The 23,359-nt window shown below is 67.0% G+C and carries 22 protein-coding genes; 11 read left to right on the top strand and 11 right to left on the bottom strand.

Translation table 11 applies throughout. The annotated features are described in order from the left end of the window. Positions 1-18: 18 nt before the first annotated feature. Positions 19-987 carry a GlxA family transcriptional regulator gene (locus KBW95_RS18245; RefSeq protein WP_211528971.1) on the top strand — a complete coding sequence of 323 codons (969 nt, stop codon included), beginning with the start codon at positions 19-21 and terminating at the stop codon, positions 985-987. Here the strand turns inward: KBW95_RS18245 and KBW95_RS18240 are convergent. Then, positions 969-2,066 carry a tartrate dehydrogenase gene (locus KBW95_RS18240; RefSeq protein WP_211528970.1) on the bottom strand — a complete coding sequence of 366 codons (1,098 nt, stop codon included), beginning with the start codon at positions 2,064-2,066 and terminating at the stop codon, positions 969-971. The genes KBW95_RS18245 and KBW95_RS18240 overlap by 19 nt on opposite strands. Before the next feature lie 93 nt (positions 2,067-2,159). Between KBW95_RS18240 and KBW95_RS18235 the strand changes: the two genes are divergently transcribed. The 3 genes from KBW95_RS18235 to KBW95_RS18225 all read left to right on the top strand — a co-directional run bounded on the left by KBW95_RS18235 (position 2,160) and on the right by KBW95_RS18225 (position 4,360). After that, positions 2,160-3,062, top strand: coding sequence for a LysR substrate-binding domain-containing protein (locus KBW95_RS18235; protein WP_211528969.1), 903 nt, complete (start codon positions 2,160-2,162; stop codon positions 3,060-3,062). Positions 3,063-3,132: 70 nt separating this feature from the next. Next, the gene (locus KBW95_RS18230; protein WP_211528968.1) at positions 3,133-3,915 is read left to right on the top strand and encodes a hypothetical protein; all 783 of its coding nucleotides are present in this window, start codon (positions 3,133-3,135) and stop codon (positions 3,913-3,915) included. A 121-nt stretch (positions 3,916-4,036) separates the two neighbouring features. After that, complete coding sequence (locus tag KBW95_RS18225) at positions 4,037-4,360, top strand: hypothetical protein (RefSeq protein WP_211523335.1); 324 nt, start codon at positions 4,037-4,039, stop codon at positions 4,358-4,360. Between the two features lie 166 nt (positions 4,361-4,526). On the opposite strand, the gene KBW95_RS18220 is transcribed toward KBW95_RS18225, so the two are convergent. The 6 genes from KBW95_RS18220 to KBW95_RS18195 are packed head-to-tail and all read right to left on the bottom strand — an operon-like array spanning position 4,527 to position 9,243. Next, on the bottom strand, positions 4,527-5,780 hold the full coding sequence (locus KBW95_RS18220) for a CaiB/BaiF CoA-transferase family protein (RefSeq protein ID WP_211528967.1): 1,254 nt from the start codon (positions 5,778-5,780) through the stop codon (positions 4,527-4,529). Positions 5,781-5,815: 35 nt separating this feature from the next. Next, positions 5,816-6,175: an adenosylmethionine decarboxylase gene (gene speD / locus KBW95_RS18215; RefSeq protein WP_211523337.1), complete on the bottom strand. Its 360-nt coding sequence runs from the start codon at positions 6,173-6,175 to the stop codon at positions 5,816-5,818. Further along, positions 6,172-6,333, bottom strand: a complete 162-nt coding sequence (locus KBW95_RS18210) for a hypothetical protein (RefSeq protein ID WP_211523338.1) — start codon at positions 6,331-6,333, stop codon at positions 6,172-6,174. Before KBW95_RS18210 ends, speD begins: the two co-directional genes overlap by 4 nt. Positions 6,334-6,339: 6 nt before the next feature. After that, positions 6,340-7,779: a DUF4178 domain-containing protein gene (locus tag KBW95_RS18205; RefSeq protein ID WP_211528966.1), complete on the bottom strand. Its 1,440-nt coding sequence runs from the start codon at positions 7,777-7,779 to the stop codon at positions 6,340-6,342. A 12-nt stretch (positions 7,780-7,791) separates the two neighbouring features. Beyond that, positions 7,792-8,817, bottom strand: a complete 1,026-nt coding sequence (locus KBW95_RS18200) for an SPFH domain-containing protein (RefSeq protein ID WP_211523340.1) — start codon at positions 8,815-8,817, stop codon at positions 7,792-7,794. Positions 8,818-8,856: 39 nt separating this feature from the next. Then, entirely contained in the window at positions 8,857-9,243 is a 387-nt protein-coding gene (locus KBW95_RS18195; RefSeq protein WP_211523341.1) for a DUF350 domain-containing protein, read from the bottom strand. A 61-nt stretch (positions 9,244-9,304) separates the two neighbouring features. On the opposite strand from KBW95_RS18195, the gene KBW95_RS18190 reads away from it, so the two are divergent. Together KBW95_RS18190 and KBW95_RS18185 are read left to right on the top strand one after the other, a co-directional pair. Further along, complete coding sequence (locus KBW95_RS18190) at positions 9,305-10,816, top strand: polyamine aminopropyltransferase (protein ID WP_211528965.1); 1,512 nt, start codon at positions 9,305-9,307, stop codon at positions 10,814-10,816. Beyond that, positions 10,816-12,411 (top strand): NAD(P)/FAD-dependent oxidoreductase, encoded by a 1,596-nt coding sequence (locus KBW95_RS18185; RefSeq protein ID WP_211528964.1) that lies wholly within the window; start codon positions 10,816-10,818, stop codon positions 12,409-12,411. The genes KBW95_RS18190 and KBW95_RS18185 overlap by 1 nt, the downstream gene beginning before the upstream one ends. Here the strand turns inward: KBW95_RS18185 and KBW95_RS18180 are convergent. Both KBW95_RS18180 and KBW95_RS18175 read right to left on the bottom strand, forming a co-directional pair. Continuing rightward, entirely contained in the window at positions 12,408-14,144 is a 1,737-nt protein-coding gene (locus KBW95_RS18180; protein WP_211528963.1) for a cation:proton antiporter, read from the bottom strand. The genes KBW95_RS18185 and KBW95_RS18180 overlap by 4 nt on opposite strands. A 163-nt stretch (positions 14,145-14,307) precedes the next feature. Next, the gene (locus KBW95_RS18175; protein WP_211528962.1) at positions 14,308-16,632 is read right to left on the bottom strand and encodes a family 1 glycosylhydrolase; all 2,325 of its coding nucleotides are present in this window, start codon (positions 16,630-16,632) and stop codon (positions 14,308-14,310) included. A gap of 308 nt (positions 16,633-16,940) precedes the next feature. On the opposite strand from KBW95_RS18175, the gene trpS reads away from it, so the two are divergent. Then, a complete protein-coding gene (gene trpS, locus KBW95_RS18170; protein ID WP_211523346.1) occupies positions 16,941-17,963 on the top strand; it encodes a tryptophan--tRNA ligase in 1,023 nt (340 codons plus the stop codon). A 135-nt stretch (positions 17,964-18,098) separates the two neighbouring features. After that, positions 18,099-19,148: a zinc ribbon domain-containing protein gene (locus KBW95_RS18165; RefSeq protein WP_211528961.1), complete on the top strand. Its 1,050-nt coding sequence runs from the start codon at positions 18,099-18,101 to the stop codon at positions 19,146-19,148. Between the two features lie 17 nt (positions 19,149-19,165). Here KBW95_RS18165 and KBW95_RS18160 read toward each other — a convergent pair whose 3' ends face one another. Then, entirely contained in the window at positions 19,166-19,597 is a 432-nt protein-coding gene (locus tag KBW95_RS18160; protein ID WP_211528960.1) for a DUF3597 domain-containing protein, read from the bottom strand. 55 nt (positions 19,598-19,652) lie between these two features. Continuing rightward, the gene (locus KBW95_RS18155; RefSeq protein WP_229429856.1) at positions 19,653-20,180 is read right to left on the bottom strand and encodes a hypothetical protein; all 528 of its coding nucleotides are present in this window, start codon (positions 20,178-20,180) and stop codon (positions 19,653-19,655) included. A 145-nt stretch (positions 20,181-20,325) separates the two neighbouring features. Between KBW95_RS18155 and KBW95_RS18150 the strand changes: the two genes are divergently transcribed. The 3 genes from KBW95_RS18150 to KBW95_RS18140 all read left to right on the top strand — a co-directional run bounded on the left by KBW95_RS18150 (position 20,326) and on the right by KBW95_RS18140 (position 23,193). Further along, positions 20,326-20,673, top strand: a complete 348-nt coding sequence (locus KBW95_RS18150) for a DUF1294 domain-containing protein (protein WP_211523349.1) — start codon at positions 20,326-20,328, stop codon at positions 20,671-20,673. Positions 20,674-20,693: 20 nt separating this feature from the next. Further along, positions 20,694-21,452, top strand: coding sequence for a glycerophosphodiester phosphodiesterase (ugpQ, locus tag KBW95_RS18145; protein WP_211528959.1), 759 nt, complete (start codon positions 20,694-20,696; stop codon positions 21,450-21,452). A gap of 100 nt (positions 21,453-21,552) precedes the next feature. Then, positions 21,553-23,193 (top strand): flagellinolysin, encoded by a 1,641-nt coding sequence (locus tag KBW95_RS18140; RefSeq protein WP_211528958.1) that lies wholly within the window; start codon positions 21,553-21,555, stop codon positions 23,191-23,193. Positions 23,194-23,359 lie beyond the last annotated feature (166 nt).

Genomic DNA, 23,359 nt, shown 5'->3' with positions numbered 1-23,359 from the left:
ATCATTCCAGGAGTGCGCATGCGCATTGCCGTTATCGCCTTCGGCGGCCTCAAGCCGTTCCACTTGTCCGTGCCCAGCATCGTGTTCGGCAGCGTCCCCGACGAGGCAGGGGGCTTCGAGGTCATCGTCTGCGCCGCCGAGTCAGGGCCCCTGCACACCTCGGCCGGCTTTTCGATTTCGGTCGCGCACGATTTCAGCGCCGTGGACAGTGCCGACATCGTCATCATGCCGACCTGGCACGACGACTGCCGTCCGGCCCCGGAAGCCTTATTGGAGGTCCTGCGCCGCGCCCACGCGCGCGGGGCGCGCCTGCTGGGCCTGTGCCTGGGCGCCTTTCCGCTGGCGCAGGCGGGCCTGCTCGACGGGAAGACAGCCACGACGCACTGGGCGTTTGCCGATACGCTGCGCGCAGGCTACCCGAAGGTGAAGGTCGATCCCGAGGTGCTGTATGTGGACGAAGGCTGCGTGCTGACCTCGGGCGGCGTGGCCGCGGGCCTGGACTGTTGCCTGTATCTGCTGCGCGCGCTGCGCGGCGCCGAGGTGGCCAACGCGGTCGCGCGCCAGCTGCTGGTGGCGCCGCACCGGCAGGGCGGGCAGGCGCAATTCATCGAACGGCCACTGCCCGTCAGCCACAGCGACGGACGCTTCGCAGAAGTGCTGGAGTGGGTGACGCGCAACCTGGAGCAGAACCACAGCCTGGACGCGCTGGCCGAACGCGCGGCCATGAGCCGGCGCCACTTCACGCGCCACTTCCGCCAGGCGACCGGCACCTCGTTCAAGCAGTGGCTGCTGGGCCAGCGCCTGGCCCAGGCCCAGCGCATGCTGGAGCGGAGCGACGCATCGATCGACCTGATCGCCGACGAAACCGGCTTCGGCACCGCGCTCTCGCTGCGCCAGCACTTCCGCGCGGTGCTGCAGACCTCGCCCTCGGCCTACCGCAAGCAGTTCCGCGCCCAGCAGGTCGACGCTTACGCCGAGGCCAGGTAGGCGGCGATCGCCTTGCCGACGTCGGTGGTGCTGGCGCTGCCTTTCAGGTCCGGCGTGAGCGGACCTTGCAGCAGGCAGTGCTCGATGGCGCGGACCATCGCGTCGTGTGCTTCGGTGTAGCGGGCGTCCCCGTTGCCCAGGAAGTCCAGCATCATCGCGCCCGACCAGATCATCGCGATCGGGTTGGCGATGTTGCGGCCGTAGATGTCCGGGGCCGAACCGTGGACCGGCTCGAACAGGGACGGGAAGGTCCGGTCCGGGTTGAGGTTGGCCGACGGGGCGATGCCGATGGTGCCGGTGCAGGCCGGGCCCAGGTCGGACAGGATGTCGCCGAACAGGTTCGAGGCCACCACCACGTCGAAGCGCTCCGGCGACAGCACGAAGCGGGCCGCCAGGATGTCGATGTGGTACTTGTCCCAGGCGACGTCCGGATAGGACCCGGCCATCGCGGCCAGGCGTTCGTCCCAGTAGGGCATGGAGATCGCGATGCCGTTCGACTTGGTGGCCGAGGTCAGGTGTTTCTTGGGGCGGCGCTGGGCCAGGTCGAAGGCGTAGCGCAGGATGCGGTCGGTGCCATGGCGGGTGAAGACGGATTCCTGCAGCACCAGCTCGCGCTCGGTGCCTTCGAACATCTTGCCGCCCACGGAAGAGTATTCGCCCTCGGTGTTCTCGCGCACCACGTAGAAATCGATGTCGCCCGGCTTCTTGTTGGCCAGCGGGCAGGGCACGCCCGGCATCAGGCGCACCGGACGCAGGTTCACGTACTGGTCGAAGTCGCGGCGGAATTTCAGCAGCGAACCCCACAGCGAGATATGGTCCGGCACCGTGTCCGGCCAGCCGACCGCGCCGAAATAGATGGCGTCGAAGCCGCGCAGCTGCTCGAACCAGTCGTCCGGCATCATCTTGCCGTGCTGGAGGTAGTAGTCGCAGCTGGCCCATTCGAAGGTCTCGAAGGCGAGGGGAATGTCGAAGCGGCGTGCGACGGCTTCGAGGGCGCGCAGGCCCTCGGGCATGACTTCCTTGCCGATGCCGTCGCCGGCGATGATGGCGATGCGGTGCGCGGTCCTGGTCGTATTCATGTTTGTTCTCTGGTATGTGAAGGAATGGTGTTAGATTAACTCAAAACGATTTGTTTATAATCCAGTCAATTGTTGATCCTGAAAACACAGTCTGTGAATAATCCAGTTGAGAACGAAGATTTGCGCGTGTTCGTTGCCGTAGTGCGCAAGGCGGGCTTCGCCGCGGCCGCGCAGGAGCTCGGCATGTCGCCCGCCTATGTGAGCAAGCGCATCGGCATCCTGGAACAGACCTTGGGCATCCGGCTGTTCCAGCGTACCACGCGCCGCATCGTCATCACCGACGATGGCGAACGCGTGCTGGCCCATGCGCAGACCATCCTCGAGCACCTGGACAGCCTGGTCGACGCGGTCTCCGAGCGGCGCCGCGAGCCCAGCGGGCGGGTGCGCATGTGCAGCAGTTTCGGTTTCGGCCGCAACGTGGTCGCGCCCGTCATCGCGCGGCTGGCGGCGGACTATCCCGGCCTGCAGATCCGCTTCGAGGTGTTCGACCGCCTGGTCGACATCGTCGAGGAGGGCTTTGACCTTGACGTGCGCATCGGCGACGTGATCCCGCCCCACCTGATCGCGCGGCGGCTGAAGGACAACCACCGCGTGCTGTGCGCATCGCCCGCCTACCTGGCGCGCCACGGCATGCCGAAGGCCCTGGCGGACCTGGCCAGCCACAACTGCCTGCCGATCAAGGAGCGCGATCATCCCTTCGGCACCTGGCGCCTGCGCGGCCGGCAGGGCGAAGAGACGGTCAAGGTGTCGGGCTCGCTGTCGACCAACCATGGCGAGATCGCGCTGCGCTGGGCGCGCGAAGGCGCGGGCATCGTGCTGCGCTCGCTGTGGGACGTGCAGCCCTATCTGGCGGACGGCAGCCTGGTGCAGGTGCTGCCCGAGTATGCGCAGGAAGCGAACGTGTGGGCCGTGTATCCGCAGCGCCTGGCGGGTTCGGCCAAGGTGAGGGTGTGCGTGGAGATGCTGGAACGCTATCTGGCGGATGCGAAGCCGTGAGAAAGGGCGCATTTCGCGGCTGCCTGCGCATGCTAAGGTTCATCCGATTACATGCCTGGATGGAGCAGCAATGAGCGATACCGCAGCGCGCACGGAACGGATGAGAGACTTGTACGAGGCGGGCCGTTACGCCGATCTGCTCGTCCTCTTGCAGCAATCGCTCGCCGAGGCGGAGCTGGAAGTGGCTCCGGAGCGCACGCGCTTTTTTATGACAATGTTTCACTGGCAAATGCTGGTCGAAGACTACCCGCCGGCACGGGCTGCACTGGAAGCGGCACGGGACGAACAGGCGGCGCGTTTGTTCGCCGGTGACCTGTACGCGGGCCTGGACGACGATGCCGCCAGGGATGAGGACAGCTTCCGCCGTGTGCAGCGCTTCTCGCTCATCGCCGACATGAACAGGACGCTGGGAGATGCGCGCTCGACCCACGCACTGTTCGTGCGGCTGGATGCCGGGCAGCCGGCACTGGCACGGCAGTACGCCTATCTGGCGCTGCCGGCCGTGGTTGAAGCGGGGGATTTTGAGCTGGCGGACCGTTACCGCCATGATCCTCTCAGACTATTGGCGGAGGTCAATCGTGATTCCACGGCATGGCCACTTTTTCCGCCTCCGATCCATCCGCGCATGTCCGCGCAATTGTCCAACGTGGTTCGTGACGTACGTATAGGTATCGACGTACTGCGCGGACTCGGGCGTGTGGCCGAAGCTGATGCATTACCGGAATCCCTGCTGTCTGGACTGGCGTCAGGCGAGCTGCGCGCGTGGGCGCAGCGCGAACTCGCCGAGCCCGGTTCGATCACCCGGCATTTTGTGGAATGTCAGATGGCACTGGAAGACCGGGCTTCGGAATGATGGGAAGAACGCCCCGTTTTTGTCCCGAAGCTCTGCTTCACTTAACGCTTGATAAACCCTGAATTCATCCTAAAGTGGAATGCTCCAGTGGTTTATTCCGCTTACTTTCAGGAGGTCAATCATGTTGCAACCTGCCGAAATTCAACAGCGTTTCCGTCACGTCCAGCAGACCATCAACCAGGCTGAAGAGGTCTGCCGCAACGACCAGAACATTCCGAACGAAATCCGCGATTGCATCCAGAAGCTGGCGCACGAGTCGAGCCGGGCGCAGGGCGTGATGCAGTCGAACGACCAATCCGATATCGTGCAGTGCATCGACGACCTGGAAGCGATTGGCGATGAAGCCAAGCGGGTGTGCCGCAGCGCGCAGCCGTCGCCGCAGGTGCAATCGATGGTGATGCGGGTGCATGATGAGTTGTCGGACTTTAAGCATCAGTTGCATTGAGTGTTAGGTTGCTGGTGTGTTTGCAAACTTGGGTCCCCGCCTTCGCGGGGACGACGGTTTGAATCCTGCCGCCAGCCCTAGATCCGTCGTCCCCGCGTAGGCGGGGACCCAGTTCCTCCGCCCACTACCACCCCAACAAAAAACCGCGCCTCGGCGCGGTTTTTCATCACACTACCCCTTTACCCCGTAAAGAAGCAATCTCCTCCTCACTGCGCCCCAGCACCTCGCGCAGCACTTCTTCCGTATGCTGCCCCAGCAAAGGCGGCGCCTTGTCGCTCGTCGCCGGCGTCGCCGACATCCTGATCGGGCTGCGCACCAGCTTGACCTTGCCCGCCTTGGGATGCGGCAGTTCGATCGCCACTTCGCGCGCCACCACCTGCTCGTTGGCGAACACCTCGCCGATGTCGTTGATCGGCCCGCAAGGCACGCCGCAGGCCTCCAGCAGCGCGATCCATTCGTCGCGCGTCTTTTCCCTGACCATTTCGGCCAGGACCGGCACCAGCACGTCGCGGTTCTTCACGCGCAGCGGATTGGTCGCGAAGCGCGGATCCTGCCCCAGCTCGGGCCGCCCGCCGGCCTCCACGAACTTCTGGTACTGCCCGTCGTTGCCGGTGGCGACGATGATGTGTCCGTCCGCGCAGGCGAAGGTCTGGTAGGGCACGATGTTGGCATGCGCGTTGCCCCAGCGCTTGGGTGGCTTGCCGCTGTTGAGGTAGTTGCTGCCCATATTGGCCAGCATCGCCACCTGGGTGTCGAGCAGGGCCATGTCGATGTGCTGGCCTTCGCCGCTGCGGTCGCGGTGGGTCAGCGCCGCCAGCACCGCCACCGTCGCATACATGCCGGTCATCAGGTCGGTCAGCGCCACGCCCGCCTTCTGCGGACCGCCGCCCGGCAAGTCGTCGCGCTCGCCGGTCACCGACATCAGCCCGCCCATGCCCTGGATCAGGAAGTCGTAACCCGCGCGGTGCGCATACGGCCCGTCCTGGCCGAAGCCGGTGATCGAGCAGTAGACCAGGTCCGGCTTGATCTCCTTGAGCGAGGCATAGTCGAGTCCATAGCGCTTCAGGTGGCCGACCTTGAAGTTTTCCAGCACCACGTCGCAGTGCTTCACCAGTTCGCGCAGCAATGCCTGGCCGTCCGGGCTGGCGATGTCCACCGTGACCGAGCGCTTGCCGCGGTTGGCGGACAGGTAGTAGGCGGCCTCGCTGGTGTCGCGCCCTTCGGCGTCCTTCGCGTAGGGCGGACCCCAGGCGCGGGTGTCGTCGCCGCTGCCCGGGCGCTCGATCTTGATCACGTCGGCGCCGAGGTCGGCCAGGTTTTGCGAGCACCAGGGCCCGGCGAGCACGCGCGACAGGTCGAGTACGCGGATGTGTCCCAGCGCTTTCGGCAGCGCCGAAGAATTGATACCGGATTGCGTCATGTGGCTGTTCTAGTGAAAGGTCGAGAAGCCTCGGATTATAGCTGGCCGCGTTCCACCGTCCTTACCGTGCGCGACGCAGGGGACAGGGCGCGTTCGATGAGCTCGAGCGCCAGTACAGGCTGGGCCGCGCCGCACATGAAGATGTCGGCGGCGGCGAAGCCGTGCTCGGGCCAGGTGTGGATCGAGATGTGCGATTCGGCCAGCAGCAGTACGCCGGTGACGCCCATGCCGGGGCCGAAGGTATGGAAATGGCTGTGCAGGATGCGCGCGCCGGCTCTCAGTGCGGCTTCGCGCAGCAGGGCGTCGATCGCATCCGGATCGGTGAGCAGGCCGGCCTCGATGCCGGCCAGGTCGGCCAGCAGGTGGATGCCGGCGGGGCGGTGAACCGTGCTCATTTGTGGCCGCTGCCCCCGCCGCCATAGTAGCCGGAGCCGCCCCCCGACCTGTAGCCGCGGCCACTGGACGAGCTCGAGGAGTCGAGCATGCTGAACCAGCAGACGATGGTGGTCACGATCGTGACGGCGATTGCATAGACGAAGTAACGCTTGTTCATGGCGCGTCAGTCCCTTTTCACGATATCGGGCGGGATGAACAGCGCCACCAGGCCGACCAGCATCCAGAGCATGGTCTCGCCGAAGTTGAATACCAGCGGAATGGCATTGAGCCCCAGGATCCACAGCAGGAACTTCCACTGCAGCTCGCTCAGCGACGGCGGCACCTTGTGTGTCGAGACCGGCACGGCCAGCCCGAACCAGGTGCGCACCTGGTCCGCAGCCACCGGCGTCGAGCGCGACCAGGTCAGTTCCGCCTCGGTGCTCTCCGCCGACAGGCTGGTCATGCCGCGTTCGAACTCGCGCACCCGCACGCGGTCTCCTGCCGCCACCTTCCAGTTGAAGGCTCCCGCCGCCCAGCTTACCCGTGCAGGGTAGTCCAGCGTGCGCTCATAGTCGACGTTGTGCAGCCTGGCTTTCGGCACAGAGGGCGTGCCCGGCTCCGGCCACTCGTCCAGGACCTCGGAGCGCCACCAGCCTTCGCTCGTTTCGACCAGCCAGAAGAACTTGCCGCGCGCGTTGTACAGCAGGTACTCGGTCCATTCCTCGCCATCGTCGTCGACGCGCCGCATGGCGCCGAGCAGGCGGAATTCCTGCTGGCCGATCTTCGCCACGGCGCCAAGCGACAAGGTCAGCGGAACCCGGTCCGTGCGCTCGCCGGCGGCCAGCACCTGGGCCTCGGGCGTGGCGGCGTCGATGCGCGCCGCGCAGGCCGGGCAGACCAGGTTGCTGGCCATCCCGGGCAGGTAGTCGATCGGGCTGCCGCAGGACGGGCATTGCAAGGCATCGACCTTGCCCCGGTAGCGGCCGGCCGTGGCCTTGATCGCCTCGTCGTCGCGCAGCAGCTGGCACTGCATCGCCTCGAGCGTGACGGCGCCCCCGGTGTAGAGGCGCGGCGTGTCGCCATCCGAATAATCGAGCGTGGCGAAGGAGGCCGCGCGGCGCAGGTCGACGACCAAGGCCTGCCAGCCGTCGCCGACAGGGAAGGGCAGCTCGCCCTGGCCGCCGGTGCAGGTCGCCACGCGCCGGTCGGAAACGACGAACAGGCCGCCGCCAAGGTCAACCTGGGCGCCCACCCTGGCCATGTCGAACGCCGGCCATTCCCTGGGCAGGGGACGTTCGGCGGTCACCGTGAACTGGCCGGAAGCGTCGCCCAGCCAGCCGGCTTCGCCGTCGTCGTACATCAGGTACCACTCGTTCCACATGCCGGCGTCGTAGCGCAGCTGGATGCGGCCGATCACGGTGAAGCCGCGCCCGCCGAGTTTGCCGGAGGTGCCGATCTGGATCGGCGAATAGTCTTCCAGCACTTCGGACAGCTTGCCCAGGTCCTTCACCGCGCCCGGGTCCTTGTGCACCGTGGTGCGGCAGAACTCGCACACCGCCATGACGGAGGCGTGCGAGCGGAAGGAGACGGGGGCGCCGCAGGAAGGGCAGGAAACGCTCAGCATCTAGGTAAGTGCTCAGCCCAGCAGTTTCTTGAGCAGCTCGGCCTTGGTGCTGTCGTAATCGGCCTGCGAGATGAGTCCCTTGTCGAGCAGGCCCTTGAGCTTGCCCAGGCGGTCTTCGATCGAATCGCTGGACGCCGGGACGGCGGGCGGCTGGGGCGGAGCGAAGGCGCCGCTCATGCCCTGGGCCATGGCCTGGCCGATGGCGATGCCGGCGCCCGCGCCGGCGCCGATGCCGGCGATGCCGCCTTCGTTCTGGGCCGCCAGCGGAATGCTGCTGGCCACCTGGAACTGGGTGAAGCCGCCCATCTTGTCCGCGCCCAGGCTGGCCTTCATGCCGGCCGAGATGCGTTCGTCGAGCGCGGCCTGCAGTTCTTCCGGCAGGCTGACGCTGGTGACGTTGAATTCGTCCAGGCCCACGCCGTAGCGCGCGAAAGCGGCGGCCAGGTCGCCGCGGATCTGCTGCGCCATCAGGGTCTGGTTTGCGGCCATGTCGAGGAAGGCGATCTTGGACGCGCCCAGCGAGTTGGCCATGGTCGCCAGCAGGATGCCGCGCAGCTGGTCCTCGACCTCGTCGCGGGTGTAGGCCGCGCGCGTGCCGCTGATCTCGGTGAAGAACAGGCGCGGGTCCTGGATACGGTACGAATACATGCCGAAGGCGCGCACGCGGATCATGTCGAAGTCCTTGTCGCGGATCGTCACCGGCTGGGTGGTGCCCCACTTGCGGCCCGTCTGGACGCGGGTGCTGAAGAAGTACACGTCCGACTTGAAGGGCGAGGCGAACAGCTTGTCCCAGTTCTTCAGGTTGGTCAGCACCGGCAGGGTGGAGGTGGTCAGGCGGTGCGTGCCCGGCCCGAACACGTCGGCGATGCGGCCTTCATCGACGAACACCGCGATCTGCGATTCGCGCACCACCAGGGTGGCGCCGTTCTGGATCTCGTAGTCCTCCATCGGATGGCGCCAGGCGAGTACGCCCTCCGTCTCCTCGTTCCATTGCAGGACGTCGAGAAACTGCTTCTTGATGAAAGAACCGAGCGACATGGCGGCCTCCGTATGCGAACTGAATAAAGGGGTGGTGAATCAGGAAATGCTGCCGGCGTTAATCAGGCCGATGGACAGCGAAATGGCGCCGAGCAGGCCGCCGAAAGCCATGTTGTTGGCTTCGATCTGGTCTTTCGACATGCGCAGCAGGCGGGTGGCGATCACGAAGACAAGCACCTGCACCAGCATGGCGAAGGCGCCCCAGCCCAGGAACTGGACGTAGTCGCCCGTGTACATGAGGCTTGCGGCCACGGTGACCGAAAAGCCGAGCAGGGTGCCGCCCAGCGACAGCGCCGCCGCTCCATTCCCGGCGCGGATCAGGTGCACTTCGTCGTAGGGCGTGACGCGCGTGTAAACCACGAAGAAACCCATGACCAGGGCAACAGCCGTTGCCAGATGCAACAGATAGTTTAGGATGGCGGGCACCTCGTCCTCCACGGATAATGTCAGGTTGGCAGCACCGCGATCTTAGAGCAAAACAACAGGTATGACCAAAAAAATTCTCATTCTCTCCGTCTTTGTCGTCGCTTCATGCGGATTGGCTTACGAACTGATTGCCGGGGCGCTGTCGAGCTACCTGCTGGGCGACTCGGTGCTGCAGTTCTCGACCATCATCGGCTGCTACCTGTTCGCGATGGGCGTCGGCGCCCACCTGTCGAAATACGTGCGCGACGAAGACGTGCTGTCGCGCTTCGTCGACATCGAGCTGGCGGTGGGGCTGATCGGCGGCGTCTCGGCCGCGCTGCTGTTCATGACCTTCACCTGGATGGCCGCGCCTTTCCGCACCGTGCTGTATGTGACGGTCTTCATGATCGGCGCCATGGTCGGCATGGAAGTGCCGCTGGTGATGCGCGCCCTGAACGAGCGCCGCACCGAATTCTCCGAGCTGGTGAGCCGGGTGCTGACCTTCGACTACCTGGGCGCGCTGGCCGTGTCGCTGCTGTTCCCGCTGGTGCTGGCCCCGCACCTGGGGCTGGTGCGCACCGGCTTCCTGTTCGGGATGCTGAACGTGGGCGTGGCGATCTGGACGCTCTACGTGTTCCGCGCCGAGCTGACCAACCTGGGCGGCCGGGCGATCCGCGCCGGCAGCGTTATGTTCGTACTGGCGCTGGGTTTCGGGCTGTCGGACCGTATGGTGGAGTGGGGCGAGCGCGGACTGTTCGGCGACGAAGTCGTGTACTCGACCACCACGCCTTACCAGCGCCTGGTGATCACGCGCTGGAAGGACGACCTGCGCCTCTACATCAACGGCAACCTGCAATTCTCCTCGCGCGACGAGTACCGCTATCACGAGGCGCTGGTGCATCCGGCCATGCAGGCCGCGCCCTGGGCGCGCAAGGTGCTGGTGCTGGGCGGCGGCGACGGCCTGGCCCTGCGCGAGGTGCTGCGCTATCCGAACGTACAGGAAGTGACCCTGGTCGACCTCGATCCGCAGATGACCGGGGCTTTCGCGACCAGGCCGGAACTGGTCAAGCTCAATGCCGGGGCGCTCAGGGACAAGCGGGTCAAGGTGATCAACGCCGACGCCGCCGTCTGGCTGCAGCGCGAGGCCGGGATGTACGACGTGGCCATCGTCGACTTTCCCGACCCGTCCAGCTTCGCCCTCGGCAAGCTGTATTCGGTGCCGTTCTACGGCATCCTGCGCAAGCACGTCGCGGCCCACGGCATGATTTCCGTGCAGTCGACCTCGCCCTTCTTCGCGCCGCACGCCTACTGGACCATCGAAGCCACCTTGCGCGAAGTGGGGATGAAGACCTGGCCCTACCACCTGTATGTGCCGTCCTTCGGCGAATGGGGCTTCGTCCTGGCCTCGCCGCAGGGCAGCTTCACGCCGCCCGAGCGCTACACGCTGCCGATGCGCTATCTCGATGCGGAGACCACCCGCGCCATGTTCGCCTTCCCGCCCGACATGCAGCGCCTGCCGATGAAGCCCAACCGGCTCGATTCGCAGTCGCTGGTGCGCGAGTTCGAGGAAGACTGGCAGCAGGTGATCCGCTGATGGACCGGCGTTCCTTCATCGTCTCGGCCGCCGGGGCGGGGCTGGCGGGGCTGGCGAGCGCCGCGGGCTTCCTGCGCTGGCAGGAAATCACGCCCACGGTGCGTTACCCGGGCCGCGTGGAAGGCCACCTGCTGCGCGACCGCGCCCAGATGCTGCCGCCCTCGGAAACCATCGAGACCGATGTGGCCATCCTCGGTTCCGGCATTGCCGGCCTGTCGGCCGCCTGGAAGCTGGACCGCCTGGGGCAGCGCGACTACCTGCTGTTCGACGGACCGGAAGCCTTCGGCAACGCATCAAGCAGCCGCTACGGCGAATTCGCCTGCCCGACGGGGGCGCACTACCTGCCGCTGCCGGGCATGGAGTCGCTGCATGTGCGCGAAATGCTGGGCGACCTGGGCATCATCCAGGCCGGCGTCCTCGACGAGCGGCCTGTCTACGACGAGCGCTTCGTCCTGCACGGCCCGGAGGAGCGCCTGTTCATGCATGGGCACTGGCAGGACGGTCTGATGCCGGCGGAGGACCAGGCCGAGCAGCAGCGCTTCATGGCGCACATGGACCTGCTGCGCCATGGGCGCGGCCGGGACGGGCGGCGCAGCTTCGCGTTTCCGTCGGTGCTGTCCTCCGGCGACCCGGCTTTCGATGGCCTGGACGCGATCAGTTTCGCCGCCTGGCTGGACCGCGAGGGCTACCGCTCGCCGGCGCTGCGCTGGTATCTCGACTACTGCTGCCGCGACGATTACGGCGCCGGCATCGCCCTGGTGTCGGCCTGGGCCGGCGTGCATTATTTCGCGGGGCGCTGGGGGCGGGCGGCGAATGCCGAGGACAACGGGCTGCTGACCTGGCCGGGCGGGCTGTCGCCCATCGCCGAAGCGCTGGCCGCGCGCGCCGCTGGCAGGCGCCGCGCGGGTACGGCGGTGTCGGTGCGCGTGCGTGGCGGCAGGGCGGAAGCGCTGTGCTTCGCGCTGGAGAATGGCAAACCGCGCAGCTTCCTGGTGCGCGCGCGGCGCATCGTGTGCGCCATGCCGCTGTTCGTCGCGGCGCGCGTGGTCGAGGACATCGGCGCGCTGGGCTTCGACGCCCGCAGCCACATGCCGGCCTATGCGCCCTGGATGGTCACCAACTTCCTGATGCGCGACTTCCCGCGCGAGCAGGGCGGGGCGCCGCTGGCCTGGGACAACGTGGTCTACGGCGGCAAGGGGCTGGGCTATGTGGTGTCGACCCACCAGGATATCCGCGTGCGGCCGCCCGAAAAGACCGTGTTCACGGCTTACATGGCGCTGGCGGACCGCACGCCGCTCGAGGCGCGGCGCTGGCTGCAGCAGGCCGCGCCCGCCGAGCTGATGGAGCTGGCGTCCAGCGACCTGCGCCAGGCCTACGGCTGGGCGTTTGCCGCCTGCGTGGAGCGGGCCGACATCACACTAAGGGCACATGCGATGGCGATTCCCGCGCCGGGATTCCGCGGCAATGCAGGCCTGGCGGCGCTGCGCGAAGCGGACGGGCCGGTTTTGTTCGCGCACAGCGACCTGTCGGGCTTCTCCGTGTTCGAGGAAGCGGCGTGGTGGGGCTGCGAAGCGGCGCGCCGCTGCGCCGCCTAGGACTCCAGCAGCTTGGCTGCGAACTCGTCGCGTTCGCGGTCCACGATATCGTCCACCACGCGCTCGTCCAGGCCCATCGCTTCCAGCACGAAGGCCGACAGCTGCAGGCTTGCCTCCAGGGTCTCCGGCACCACAACGCTGGCTCCGGCCAGACGCAGGGCGCGGGCGTGCTTCTCGTCGCGCGAGCGCACGAACAGGCGCACCTTCGGGAACTCGCGGCGGATGCCGCGCACCGCCTGCATGGCGGACGCCGGATGGTCCATGGTCAGCACGATGGCCGGCGCTTCGTCGGCATGCACGTGGCGCAGCAGTTCCGGGCGCGAGGCATTGCCGAAATAGACCGGCATGCCTTCCGCATGCAGCTTCGAGACCAGCTTGGCGTCGTTCTCGAATGCGACGAAGGGGATGTTCTGGTCCTTGAGCAGCTTGGCCAGCTGCTGGCCCACGCGGCCGAAGCCGGCGATGATGATGTGGCCGCGCGCCGAGGCCAGCGTGGCTTCGTCGGCCTCCGGCTGCTCCTGCTTCGGCTCCCAGCGCTCGCCGATCGTGCGGCCCAGGCGCGCCAGCATCGGCGTGATGAACAGCGACAGGCCCACCGCCAGCATGACGCGCGCGCCCAGGGCCGGATCCAGCACGTTCGTGGTGACGGCATAGCCGATCACGATGAAGGCGAATTCGCCGCCCTGGCCCAGCAGCAGGCCGCCTTCGATGGCGCGGCCCCAGGGCAGGTGGCCGATGCGGAACAGCACCCCCACCACCACGGCCTTGATCAGCACCAGGCTGGCCACGAAGGCGGCCAGCCACAACGGGGCTTCCAGGATCTGGCGGGTGTCGATGTTCATCCCGACAGTCATGAAGAACAGGCCCATGAGCAGGCCCTTGAAGGGCTCGACCATCAGCTCGACCTCGTGCTTGAACTCGGTCTCGGCCAGCAGCAGGCCGGCGATCAGCGCGCCCAGCGCCATCGACAGCCCGGCCGCCGCCGACAGGGCGGCGATGCCGAAGGTGGACAGCAGGATCAGGGCCATGAAGACGTCCGGCTGGCGGTGGCGGGCGAAGGCGCGGAACAGCGGATGGATCACGCGTCCGCCAGCAAGGTAAATCAGGGCGATGGCGCCTGCCGCTTTGGCCATCGTGACCAGGGCCAGCATCGCGACCCCGTCGCCGCCACCCTTGCCGAGGGCGCCGATCAGGATCAGGATCGGCACCACGGCCAGGTCCTGCAGCATCAGGACCGCGAAGGCTGCCTGGCCGAGGGGCGTGGCGGTGCTTTGCTGCTGGGTCATCAGCTGCATCACGACGGCGGTGGAGGAGAGCGAGAGCACCAGGCCGAGGATGACGGCGGTCGGGCTCGATTCACCGTAGAGGGTGAGGGCGCCGCCGATCAGGGCGGCGCTGAGGATCACCTGGGCGGTGCCGGCGCCGAATACCCAGCGCCGCATGGCCCACAGGCGGGCGGCGGAGAGTTCGAGGCCGATCATGAACATCAGGAACAGGACCCCCAGCTCGGCCAGCATCGAGACGCCTTCGCCGCTGGGGAAGGTGAAGACGCTCATGATCGGGTACTGGTCCGCCAGCAGGCCCAGGCCGTAGGGGCCTGCGATGGTGCCGACGGCCAGGAAGCCGAGGACCTGGTTGATGCGCAGGCGCTGCAGCAGGGGGATCAGGATGCCGGAGAGGATCAGGAAGAGGATGATCTCTCGCAGGAAGGGGAAGGCGTGTTGCTCTTGCACGTTGAATCGGCCTGGTAGTTAGTCGGGGGTGGGCCGGTGCATTGTAGCGTTTGATGCGCGTCTCCCGTCGGTTGTGGAGGGGATTGGCCGGGTATGTCGACTTCGGGAGGGAACTTGGGCCCCCGCCTTCGCGGAGGCCCAAGTTTGCACGCGTACCCGTAGCTTAGGTACCCGCCTGCACCGCCCCCAAATCCGTCGCCTCCTGCTGCCGGTGCCCGCTCGCCACCGGCTGCCGGCTCTCGGCCGTCATGACCAGCTCCTCCATCTCCACCGGATCGCCGGCACGCAGTTCGAGATAGCGTCCCAGCGCATCATCGAGCTTCGGCAGCAGCACCCCGCGCTCGCTGTGCAGGGCGCAGTAGGCAGGGCGCGCCGCCGCGAACCCGAGTTGTGCCCCGGTGCGCAGCTCCAGCCGGCTCGCATCGACCCCGGCCCGCTCCGCCGCGCGCAGCGCCAGCTCGGCCCAGGTGAGCTCGCCGCCGTTGGACAGGTGCCAGATTCCTTTCTCGCGGTCGATCGCCAGGTCCAGGCAGGCATGCACCAGGTCCGGCACGTAGGTCGGCGTGATGGTCAAATCGCTCGCCGCGACGAAGGGATCGCCGCGCTCCAGCGCTGCCAGCGCCAGGGTCACGAAGTTGTACTTGTCCCAGGGCCCGAAGAAGGCGCTGGTGCGCACCATCAGGGCGTCCGGGTTGCGATCCAGGACGATGCGCTCCGCCTCGGCCTTGCTGCGGCCGTAGACATTGAGCGGCGCCACCGGGTCGGATTCGACATAGGGCCGGTCCTGGCGGCCGTCGAACACCAGGTCGCTCGAGAAGCTGGTCAGGTGCACGCCGTGGCGCGCGCAGGCCGACGCCAGCACCGCCGGGCCGAACGCGTTTTCGCGCAGGCAGCGCTCGATCTCGCTCTCGGCGTCGTCCACCCGCACGTAGCCGGCGGTATTGATCACCGCCCAGGGCTTGTATTCGGCCAGCGCGCGCTCCACCGAATCCGGGTCGGCGATGTCCATGTCCTGGCGCGACAGCAGCTTGAAGTTGAGGTTGCGCTTCTGGCACACGCGGGCGAAGGCGCGGCCCAGGGTGCCGGTCGCGCCCAGCACCAGGATCGGCGCGGCGCCCGTGCCCACCAGGCGGTGGCCGTCTGCCGAGATCGAGGTCAGGGCGGCAGGGGTGGCCACCGGCGGGTGGCACAGGAAGCGTCCCGGACGGCGCCACCAGCCCTGGCCGCGCAGCACCGGGTGCGACAGCGGCGCGCCGGAGGACAGCTCGCGCATCATCTTCGCCAGTGCCGTCGGGCGCGGCATGGGCGAACGCACGTCGAAGGGACCGGGCTCGTAATAGCCGCGGTTCGCGGTGACCAGGCAGTTCCAGTCGAAGGAGCCGAGCAGCGACCACACGGTGACGGCGCGCACGTCCACGCCGTTGCGCTGCGACTGCTGGGCCGCTTCCCAGATCTCGAGCAGCCAGCGCAGCTGGTCTTCGCGGTTGGCGTCGATGTGGGCCTCGGTCACGGCCAGCGGGATGCGGTAGCGGTCCCAGATCTCGGCCAGCAGCGGCGCGATGCCTGCGGTCGGCGTGGCCAGCACGCGCGAGGCTTCGATGTCGGCGCAGGGCTTGCCGTCGGCCATGCCGCGGTGGTGTTCCGGGAAGCGCTCGGGACGGTGGTCGAGCCAGCGCTCGCTGGTGACGTAGTAGTTGACGCCGATGATGTCCGGCGGGCAGGGATTGTCGCGGAACCAGAGGAATTCCTCGGCCGGGATGCCGGTCTTGGTCAGGTATTTCCACAGCTTGTGCTCCGGTCCGACCATCCCGCACAGCAGGTCCCAGGCCAGCCAGCGGCGCTCGTTGTAGAAGTCGGCCACGTGGGCCATCTCGGGCGTGCTGTAGGTCTTGCCCAGGTCGTCGGTCTGGACCAGCTTGGCGTCCGGGTTCACCTTGCGGATGGCGCGCATGGACAGCACCACCGCGCGGCACTGGTTGAGCAGTGCCTGGATGAAGGTGCGGTCGTCGCGCCCGTGCGGGTACCACACGCCGTACAGGCCGGCGAAGCGGGCCGTGGTGCAGGGCTCGTTCACCGGGGTGTAATACTCGAGCCACGGATAGCGCGCGGCGACCGCGCCCGCATACTCCGCCAGCTGCTCGGCGAAGTTCGGATCGACGAGGCTGGTGTGCTGGGGACCGCTGCCGTGGTGGATCAGGCCGGCGATCGGGTTGACGCCCGCCTCGCGCAGGGCGGGCAGGCGCTCGTCGGGCCAGGTCCAGTCTGCGCTGTCCAGGCCGTTCGGGGCCGTGCGTTCCCACAGGATCGGATAGCGAATTGCGCGAATGCCGAGCGAGGCGAACCGCTGGATGTCGCAGGCGCGCTCAGCGTGACCGTTGCGGTCGAGCTGGCTGAAATATTCGTCGCGGACGCGGTTGACCGTGCATTCAAGGCCGCCCCACAGTTCCAGCGGGCGGGTCGAAGTGTGTGTGCTCGTATTTAAATCCATAACATTCACCAATTAATTATTAGAATTTTTACAACAACGTGGTCTCAGGAGGGCGCCCGGATGAAAAAAGACCTTGTGGGGAGCCCTGCCTGCCGTGTCACGGGTGCGCAGCGGTTGACAGCGGGACGCCAACCTGCAACCATGCAACCCATGAACTTTCCGAAAGCACATCTGACTTTTCGTACCTGGTGGCGCCGCTCGTAACGCGCGGCCCCAGGAAATGATGTGCATTTCAAACAACGCCGCCTCGACTCAGGTGGCGTTTTTACATTGGCGCAGGATGATCGGGGCAAGAACAAGGAACCCCGATGAGCCAGCCAACCGCTAACCCTTCCACGCCTATCATCCTCACCGGCGACCGTCCGACCGGTCCGCTGCACCTCGGCCATTACGTCGGCAGCCTGCGCAACCGGGTCGCCTACCAGGACACCTACCGCCAGTTCGTGATGCTCGCGGACTCCCAGGCCCTGACCGACAACATGGATGACATCGGAAAGGTACACCGGAATGTTGTCGAGGTGGCGCTCGATTACCTTGCCGTAGGGATTGATCCGGCCAAGACCACTATCCTGATCCAGTCGCAGATCCCCGAACTGACCGAACTCACCTTCTATTACCTGAACCTGGTGACCGTGGCGCGCCTGGAGCGCAACCCGACCGTCAAGCAGGAAATCATCCTGCGCGGCTTCGAGCGCGACATCCCGGCCGGCTTCCTGACCTATCCGGCCAGCCAGGCCGCCGACATCACCGCCTTCAAGGCCAGCGTGGTGCCGGTGGGCGAGGACCAGATCCCGATGATCGAGCAGTGCAACGAGATCGTGCGCAAGTTCAACCGCAACGCCGGCCGCGACATCCTGGTCGAGTGCAAGGCCATCGTGCCGGAAGTCGGCCGCCTGCCGGGCACCGACGGCAAGGCCAAGATGAGCAAGTCGCTGGGCAACACCATCAACCTGGGCGCTTCCGCCGACGAGATCCGCGCCGCAGTCAAGATGGTCTACACCGACCCGCTGCACCTGAAGGTCTCCGATCCGGGCCACCTGGAGGGCAACGTGGCCTTCATCTACCTGGACGCCTTCGATCCGGACAAGGAAGGCGTGGCCGCGATGAAGGAGCACTACACCCGCGGCGGCCTGGGCGACAGCGTGGTCAAGAAGCGCCTGGAAGGCGTGCTGCAGGAAATGCTGGCCCCGATCCGCGCGCGCCGCGAGGAGTTCGCCAAGGACCGCGGCCAGGTGCTGCAGATCCTGAAGGAAGGCACCGCGCGGGCGCGCGAGATCGCGGCCGTCACCACCGACGAAGTCAAGAAGGCGCTGGGCCTGTCCTACTTCTGATCGTGTCGCATGCAACCCGGGTATCGCCGCGCGGTACCGCGGGTAGCGCACGCGGTAACCCTTGCGCCCGGCGCTGGCCGGGCCCTGTTCCCGATGGCACACTGGCGGCTCCACTAAGCTGAGAGGAGTCGCCCCATGGACAAAGGCTTGCGCCTGACCGAGAAATGGCTGCAGCGCGCGCTGTGGCTGGTTGCTGTCGTGTTCGCCGGTTTCCTGATCGGCCTGGGCAGCCTGGTGGTCGGGAACCTGTGGGACGTCGAAGCGCCGCTGAGCGTCGAGCAGTTCATGGACCCGGCCAGGCTGGGGCAGGCCAGCCTCGACCGCCGCCAGGCCGGCGAGCGGCTGGACGCGGCCCGGGAGCGCCTGGAGCAGGCGACCCAGAAGCACAGCGTCGCCCAATCCAATACGCGCTCGGCGCGCGCCACCTTCGACAACTGGCTGGCCACGCGCCAGGCCACCGCGCGCCCTAGCCAGGACCCCGAGCTGGTCGCCCGCACCAGGGCCCTCGACGCGCTCGAAGCCGAGGAGCGCAAGGCCCTCGGCGCGGTCGAGGCCGAGCAGCAGGCCATGCTCGACGCCACCCAGGCCGCCGAGCGCGCCCAGGCGCAGCTGGACCGGCTGGAAGCGCCGGCCCATGAAGCCTTCGCCAAGGCTTCCAAGGCCAAGGAGCTGCGGGTCTTCCTGTACCGCCTGGCCGTGACCCTGCCTCTGCTCCTGATCGCCGCCTGGCTGTTCAAGCACAAGCGCAAGACGCCCGACTGGCCGTTCGCCTGGGGCTTCATCCTGTTTGCGCTGTTCGCCTTCTTCGTGGAACTGGTGCCTTACCTGCCCAGCTACGGCGGCTATGTGCGCTACCTGGTGGGCATCGGCCTTACTTTCGTGGCGGGCCGCTATGCGATCCGCTGGCTGCAGGCCTACCTGGCGCGCCAGAAGGCGGCCGAGGCGCTGCCCGACGTCGAACGACGCCAGACCATGCGCTACGACCTGGCGCTGGCCCGGCTCGGCAAGAGCGTGTGTCCGGGCTGCGAGCGCCAGGTCGACCTGAAGGACAGCAGCATCGACTTCTGTCCGCACTGCGGCATCGGCCTGTTCGACCGCTGCGGCTGCTGCAGTACGCGCAAGAACGCGTTCGCGCGCTTCTGCTTTTCGTGCGGGACAGCGGCCAATACCACCCTGGCCGACTGACATCAACTGGTCAGGATCTAGTCACGCAAGTCGGCCGGCACCTTGCCGCCGTTGGCCGCCAGCTTGTTCATGACCTGGCGGTGCAGCCAGATGTTCATGGTGGCCGAATCGCTGGTGTCGCCGGTGTAGTGCAGCTCGGCCGCCAGTTCCTTGCGCGCGGCCAGGCTGCTGTCCAGGCCGAGCAGCTTGAGCAGGTCGACGATCGAGGTGCGCCAGTTCAGCTGCTGGCCGGACGACTTCTGCATGTCGTTGAGGATCTGCTCCACGTCGACCTGCTGCATCGGCGCCGCCTGGGGCTGGGCCTGGGCCTGCGCTTGCGCCTGCGGCGCGGCCGGGGCGCTCGGGGCCGGAGCCGCTGGCTTGGGTGCCTGCGCCTGTGCCGGAGCAGGGGCCGGCTTCGGCGCCGAGCCCGGGAAGATCTTGTGGAAGATATTGCTCAGAATGCCCATGATGTCCTCGCTGGTTGTTGTTGGTTCGAAAGACGGCTCACTGCGGTTCGCCTGCTTATTGCTTGCGCATGTTCTGCGCCATGTGGCCGAGCGCGATCGCCAGCGCCGCGCCGCCGATGGCCTTGACCAGGGTCGGGTTGTCTGCGTAGAAGTCGCTCATGCGGTCGACGATGCTCGGATTCTGCTGCTCGGCCTTCTCGGCCAGTTCGCGCACCTGTTCCGGCGAGACTTGCGAGGCCTGTTCCGGCGTCACCTGGGTCGGCGTGCGGCCGCCGAAGATGTTGCCGAGGTTGCCGAGGCCGCCGTTGCCGAGCTGCGCCAGCACGGTCGGGCCGAGGGTGGCCAGGATCTGGTTCAGCATGCCCGCGCGCTGGTTCGGATTGCTTTGCCCGAACAGCTGGCTCACCATTTGCGGGAAGGGCGGGGTCTGGTCCGAGCGCAGCGCGCCGGCCACGCCCTGGGAGACGGTCTCGCGCGGCGCAGCCTGGGCCACGCGGTCGAAGTCGTCGGTCGCGGCGTTCGGGTTCATGTTGGCGGCGCCGCCGAGGTATTGCTGCAACAGGTTGCCTAGATCAAAAGCCATGTCGTTCTCCTGCTTGTCCGGGGTTGAAGGTCGAGGGTAGGCGTTTTGACATGCCTTTCTCTGTTCGTTAACGAACGGTGAAGCCGCAAAGCCTTGTCTTTTTTGCCATATGGACATTCCCCAGGCAGAAACGTAAGCTGTCGCCATGCCTTATTTCCCCCTGATCCTGTTCGCCGGGCTCTACCTGTTCGCGACCCTGGCCTGGTCCCTGCCGCTGCTGGTGGGCGCGGCCTACCTGGTGACCAGCCTGACCTGCTTCGTCGCCTACGCCCTCGACAAGTCCGCAGCCCGCGCCAAGGCCTGGCGCACCCCCGAGGCGACCTTGCTGGTGCTGGGCCTGGTGGGCGGCTGGCCGGGGGCGCTGCTGGCCCAGCAATGGCTGCGCCACAAGACCGCCAAGACCTCGTTCCAGTGGAAATTCCACCTGACGGTGGCGCTGAACATCGGCCTATTCTTCTGGCTGTCGCGGCAGTTCGGCCTGTCTCGAATCTGATCCAACCCAAGGAGCGGCGCATGTGGCGATACCCCCGGATCCTGGCCCACCGCGGCGGCGGCACCCTCGCTCCCGAGAACACCTATGCCGCTCTGCGCCGCGGCATGGAGCAGGGTTTTCGCGCCATCGAGTTCGACATCATGCTGGCGCGCGACGGCGTGCCGGTGGTCCTGCACGACGCCGTCCTGGGCCGCACGGTGAATGGCAGCGGGCATGTCCACGACTATGACGCGGCCGAGCTGGCGGCCATGGATGCGGGCGGCTGGTTCGCGCAAGGCTTTCTCGGGGAGCCGGTGCCGCTGTTCGTCGAATTCGCCCAGTTCTGCAAGGCGCACGGCGTGTGGATGAACATGGAGATCAAGCCGGCGCCCGGTTTCGAGCGCGCCACCGGCGAGACCGTCGCGCGCATCGCGGCCGCCCTGTTCGCCGGCGAGCTGGAGGAGGGCGGTGAGGCGATCGGCCGCGTGCCCCTGCTGTCCTCGTTCAGCCATGCGGCGCTGGAGGCGGCCATGGCGGCCGCGCCCCGGGTGCCGCGCGCCTGCCTGATGGAGCGCCTGGCGCCCGACTGGGAGCGCATCGCCCGCTCCGTGGAGGCGGTCGCGATCCACGCCTGTCACCGCTACCTGACGCGCGAGCAGGCGCGCGCCGTGAAGGAGGCCGGCTTCGGGCTGTTCTGCTACACGGTCAACGACCCGGCCCGCGCCCGCGAGCTGCTGGGCTGGGGTGTGGACGCCTTCTGCACCGACCGCATCGACCTGATCAGGCCGGATTTCCGGTGATGTGCGCCCGCGCGCAAAATTCTCTTAACTAACACTCAAGAAGTTTGACAGGTTGTCGTTAAGTACAGACAACCACCCCTTGGGTATGGCAAAAATGTCATTGTCAATCAATTCAAATTCGCTGTCGCTGAACGCGCAGCGCAGCCTGGACACGCACGTGAAGGACCAGGCGAAGCTGATCTCGCGCCTGACGACCGGCGTGCGCATCGGCAGCGCCGCCGACGACCCGGCCGGCCAGGCCATTGCCTCGCGCATGTCGTCCGGCCTGCGCGGCATCAGCCAGGCGATCCGCAGCATCAACGATGCGAGCTCGATGCTGCAGGTGGCCGACAGCGCCATGGCCAGCGTCACCGACAGCCTGCAGCGCCTGCGCGAGATGGCGGTGGCGGCCGGCAACGGCAGCTATGGCGACGGCGACCGCGACTCCCTGCAGAAGGAGGCGGGGCAACTGCTCCATCACATCACCCAGGTGGGCGAGCAAACCAGGTTCAATGGCGAAGCGGTATTTGCCCAGGAAACGGCCAGTATCGGCGGCGAGGCGAAGCGGCGCGCGGTGCTCGACGGCCTCAAGTCCGGCTGGCTGAGCGCGGCTGAGGACATGATCAAGAAGTATTACGGGCTGGAGGGCGACGGCGCCAAGATGATCGTCAACCTGGAGACCAGCGACGGCCCATCGACCGTGCTGGCCTCGGTCGGCCCGGTGGCCGGCGGCGTGCAGATGAACATCGACATGGCCGACTTCGGCACCGCGGCCACGCCGGACGGCGGCACCGCCTTCCTGTACAGCGACCGCATCGTCGCGCACGAGATGACCCACGCCGTCATGTTCCGCAGCGTGAACATGGGCGGGCTTCCCAAATGGTTCATCGAAGGCACGGCCGAGCTGATCCAGGGCGCGGACGAGCGCCTGGCGGGCGCGGCGGCGGGCGGCTCGGCGGCCCTGGTGACCGACACGGCGAACGGCGTCTTCAGCTACGAAGGCTCCTACGCCGCCAGCCGCTACCTGCATGCGCGCATGAAGGAGCTGGGCGTGGAGGGCGGTATCAAGGGCGTCATGCAGCACTTGACGACGCACCGTTCGGATAACCTGAGCCAGGCTTTGGCGACGGTCAGCCGTGGCGAGTATGCCGACGAGGCCGCCTTCCTGGCCGATTTCAGGGCGAACGGCGAGGATTTCATCGACAACAAGATGAACCTGGCCAACGCAGACACCGGGGCGATCGGCGGCCTGGATGCGGACGGCGGGCCGGTGTTCGACGCCAGGAAGGTGGTAGCGGACGCCGGCACCAATAACGCCAGCGACGGCCTGTCCGGCTTCGCGGTCGAGTATCCGGAGCTGGGCGGCGCGACCGGCACGCGCAAGGTACAGGTGCAGGTGGGCGACGGGGCGGGGGATTTGATCGAGCTGCAGTTCTCGTCCATGAATGCGTCCGCGCTGGGCTTGGCCGACTTGGATATGCGCAGATCGTCGGTGGCGCTGCTGCACATCGACCAGGCGCTGGAATTCGTCAACCAGCAGCGGGTGGCGGCGGGAGCGTCGAGCAACCGGCTGGACATGGCGGTCAACGCGCTGCAAACCAATTCCCAGAACCTGGCGACGGCGCGCGAACGCATCGAGGGCGTCGACTACGCCACCAGCGCGGCGGGGCTGACCCGTGCCCAGATCCTGCAGCAGGCGGCGTCGGCGATGCTGGCGCAGGCCAATACCCAGCCGAGGGCGGTGCTGACCTTGTTGCGGTAATCGCAAGCTTTTCGGCTGTTCGAGCAAACTTGGGTCCCGGCCTGCGCGGGGACGACGTTGGTTTAGGAGCGGGTGAATACCGTTCAACAGACTTCGGACACGTTCCTACGAACCGTCGTCCCCGCGCAGGCCGGGACCCAAGTTCGTTGCAAACCACCCCCAGCGC

It is taken from the genome of Massilia sp. ZL223, from assembly GCF_018119395.1.
In the GTDB taxonomy this organism is placed as follows: Bacteria; Pseudomonadota; Gammaproteobacteria; order Burkholderiales; family Burkholderiaceae_D; genus Telluria.
Note: the sequence above shows the minus strand (reverse complement) of the source record. Positions and strands in the feature narration are given on the sequence as shown.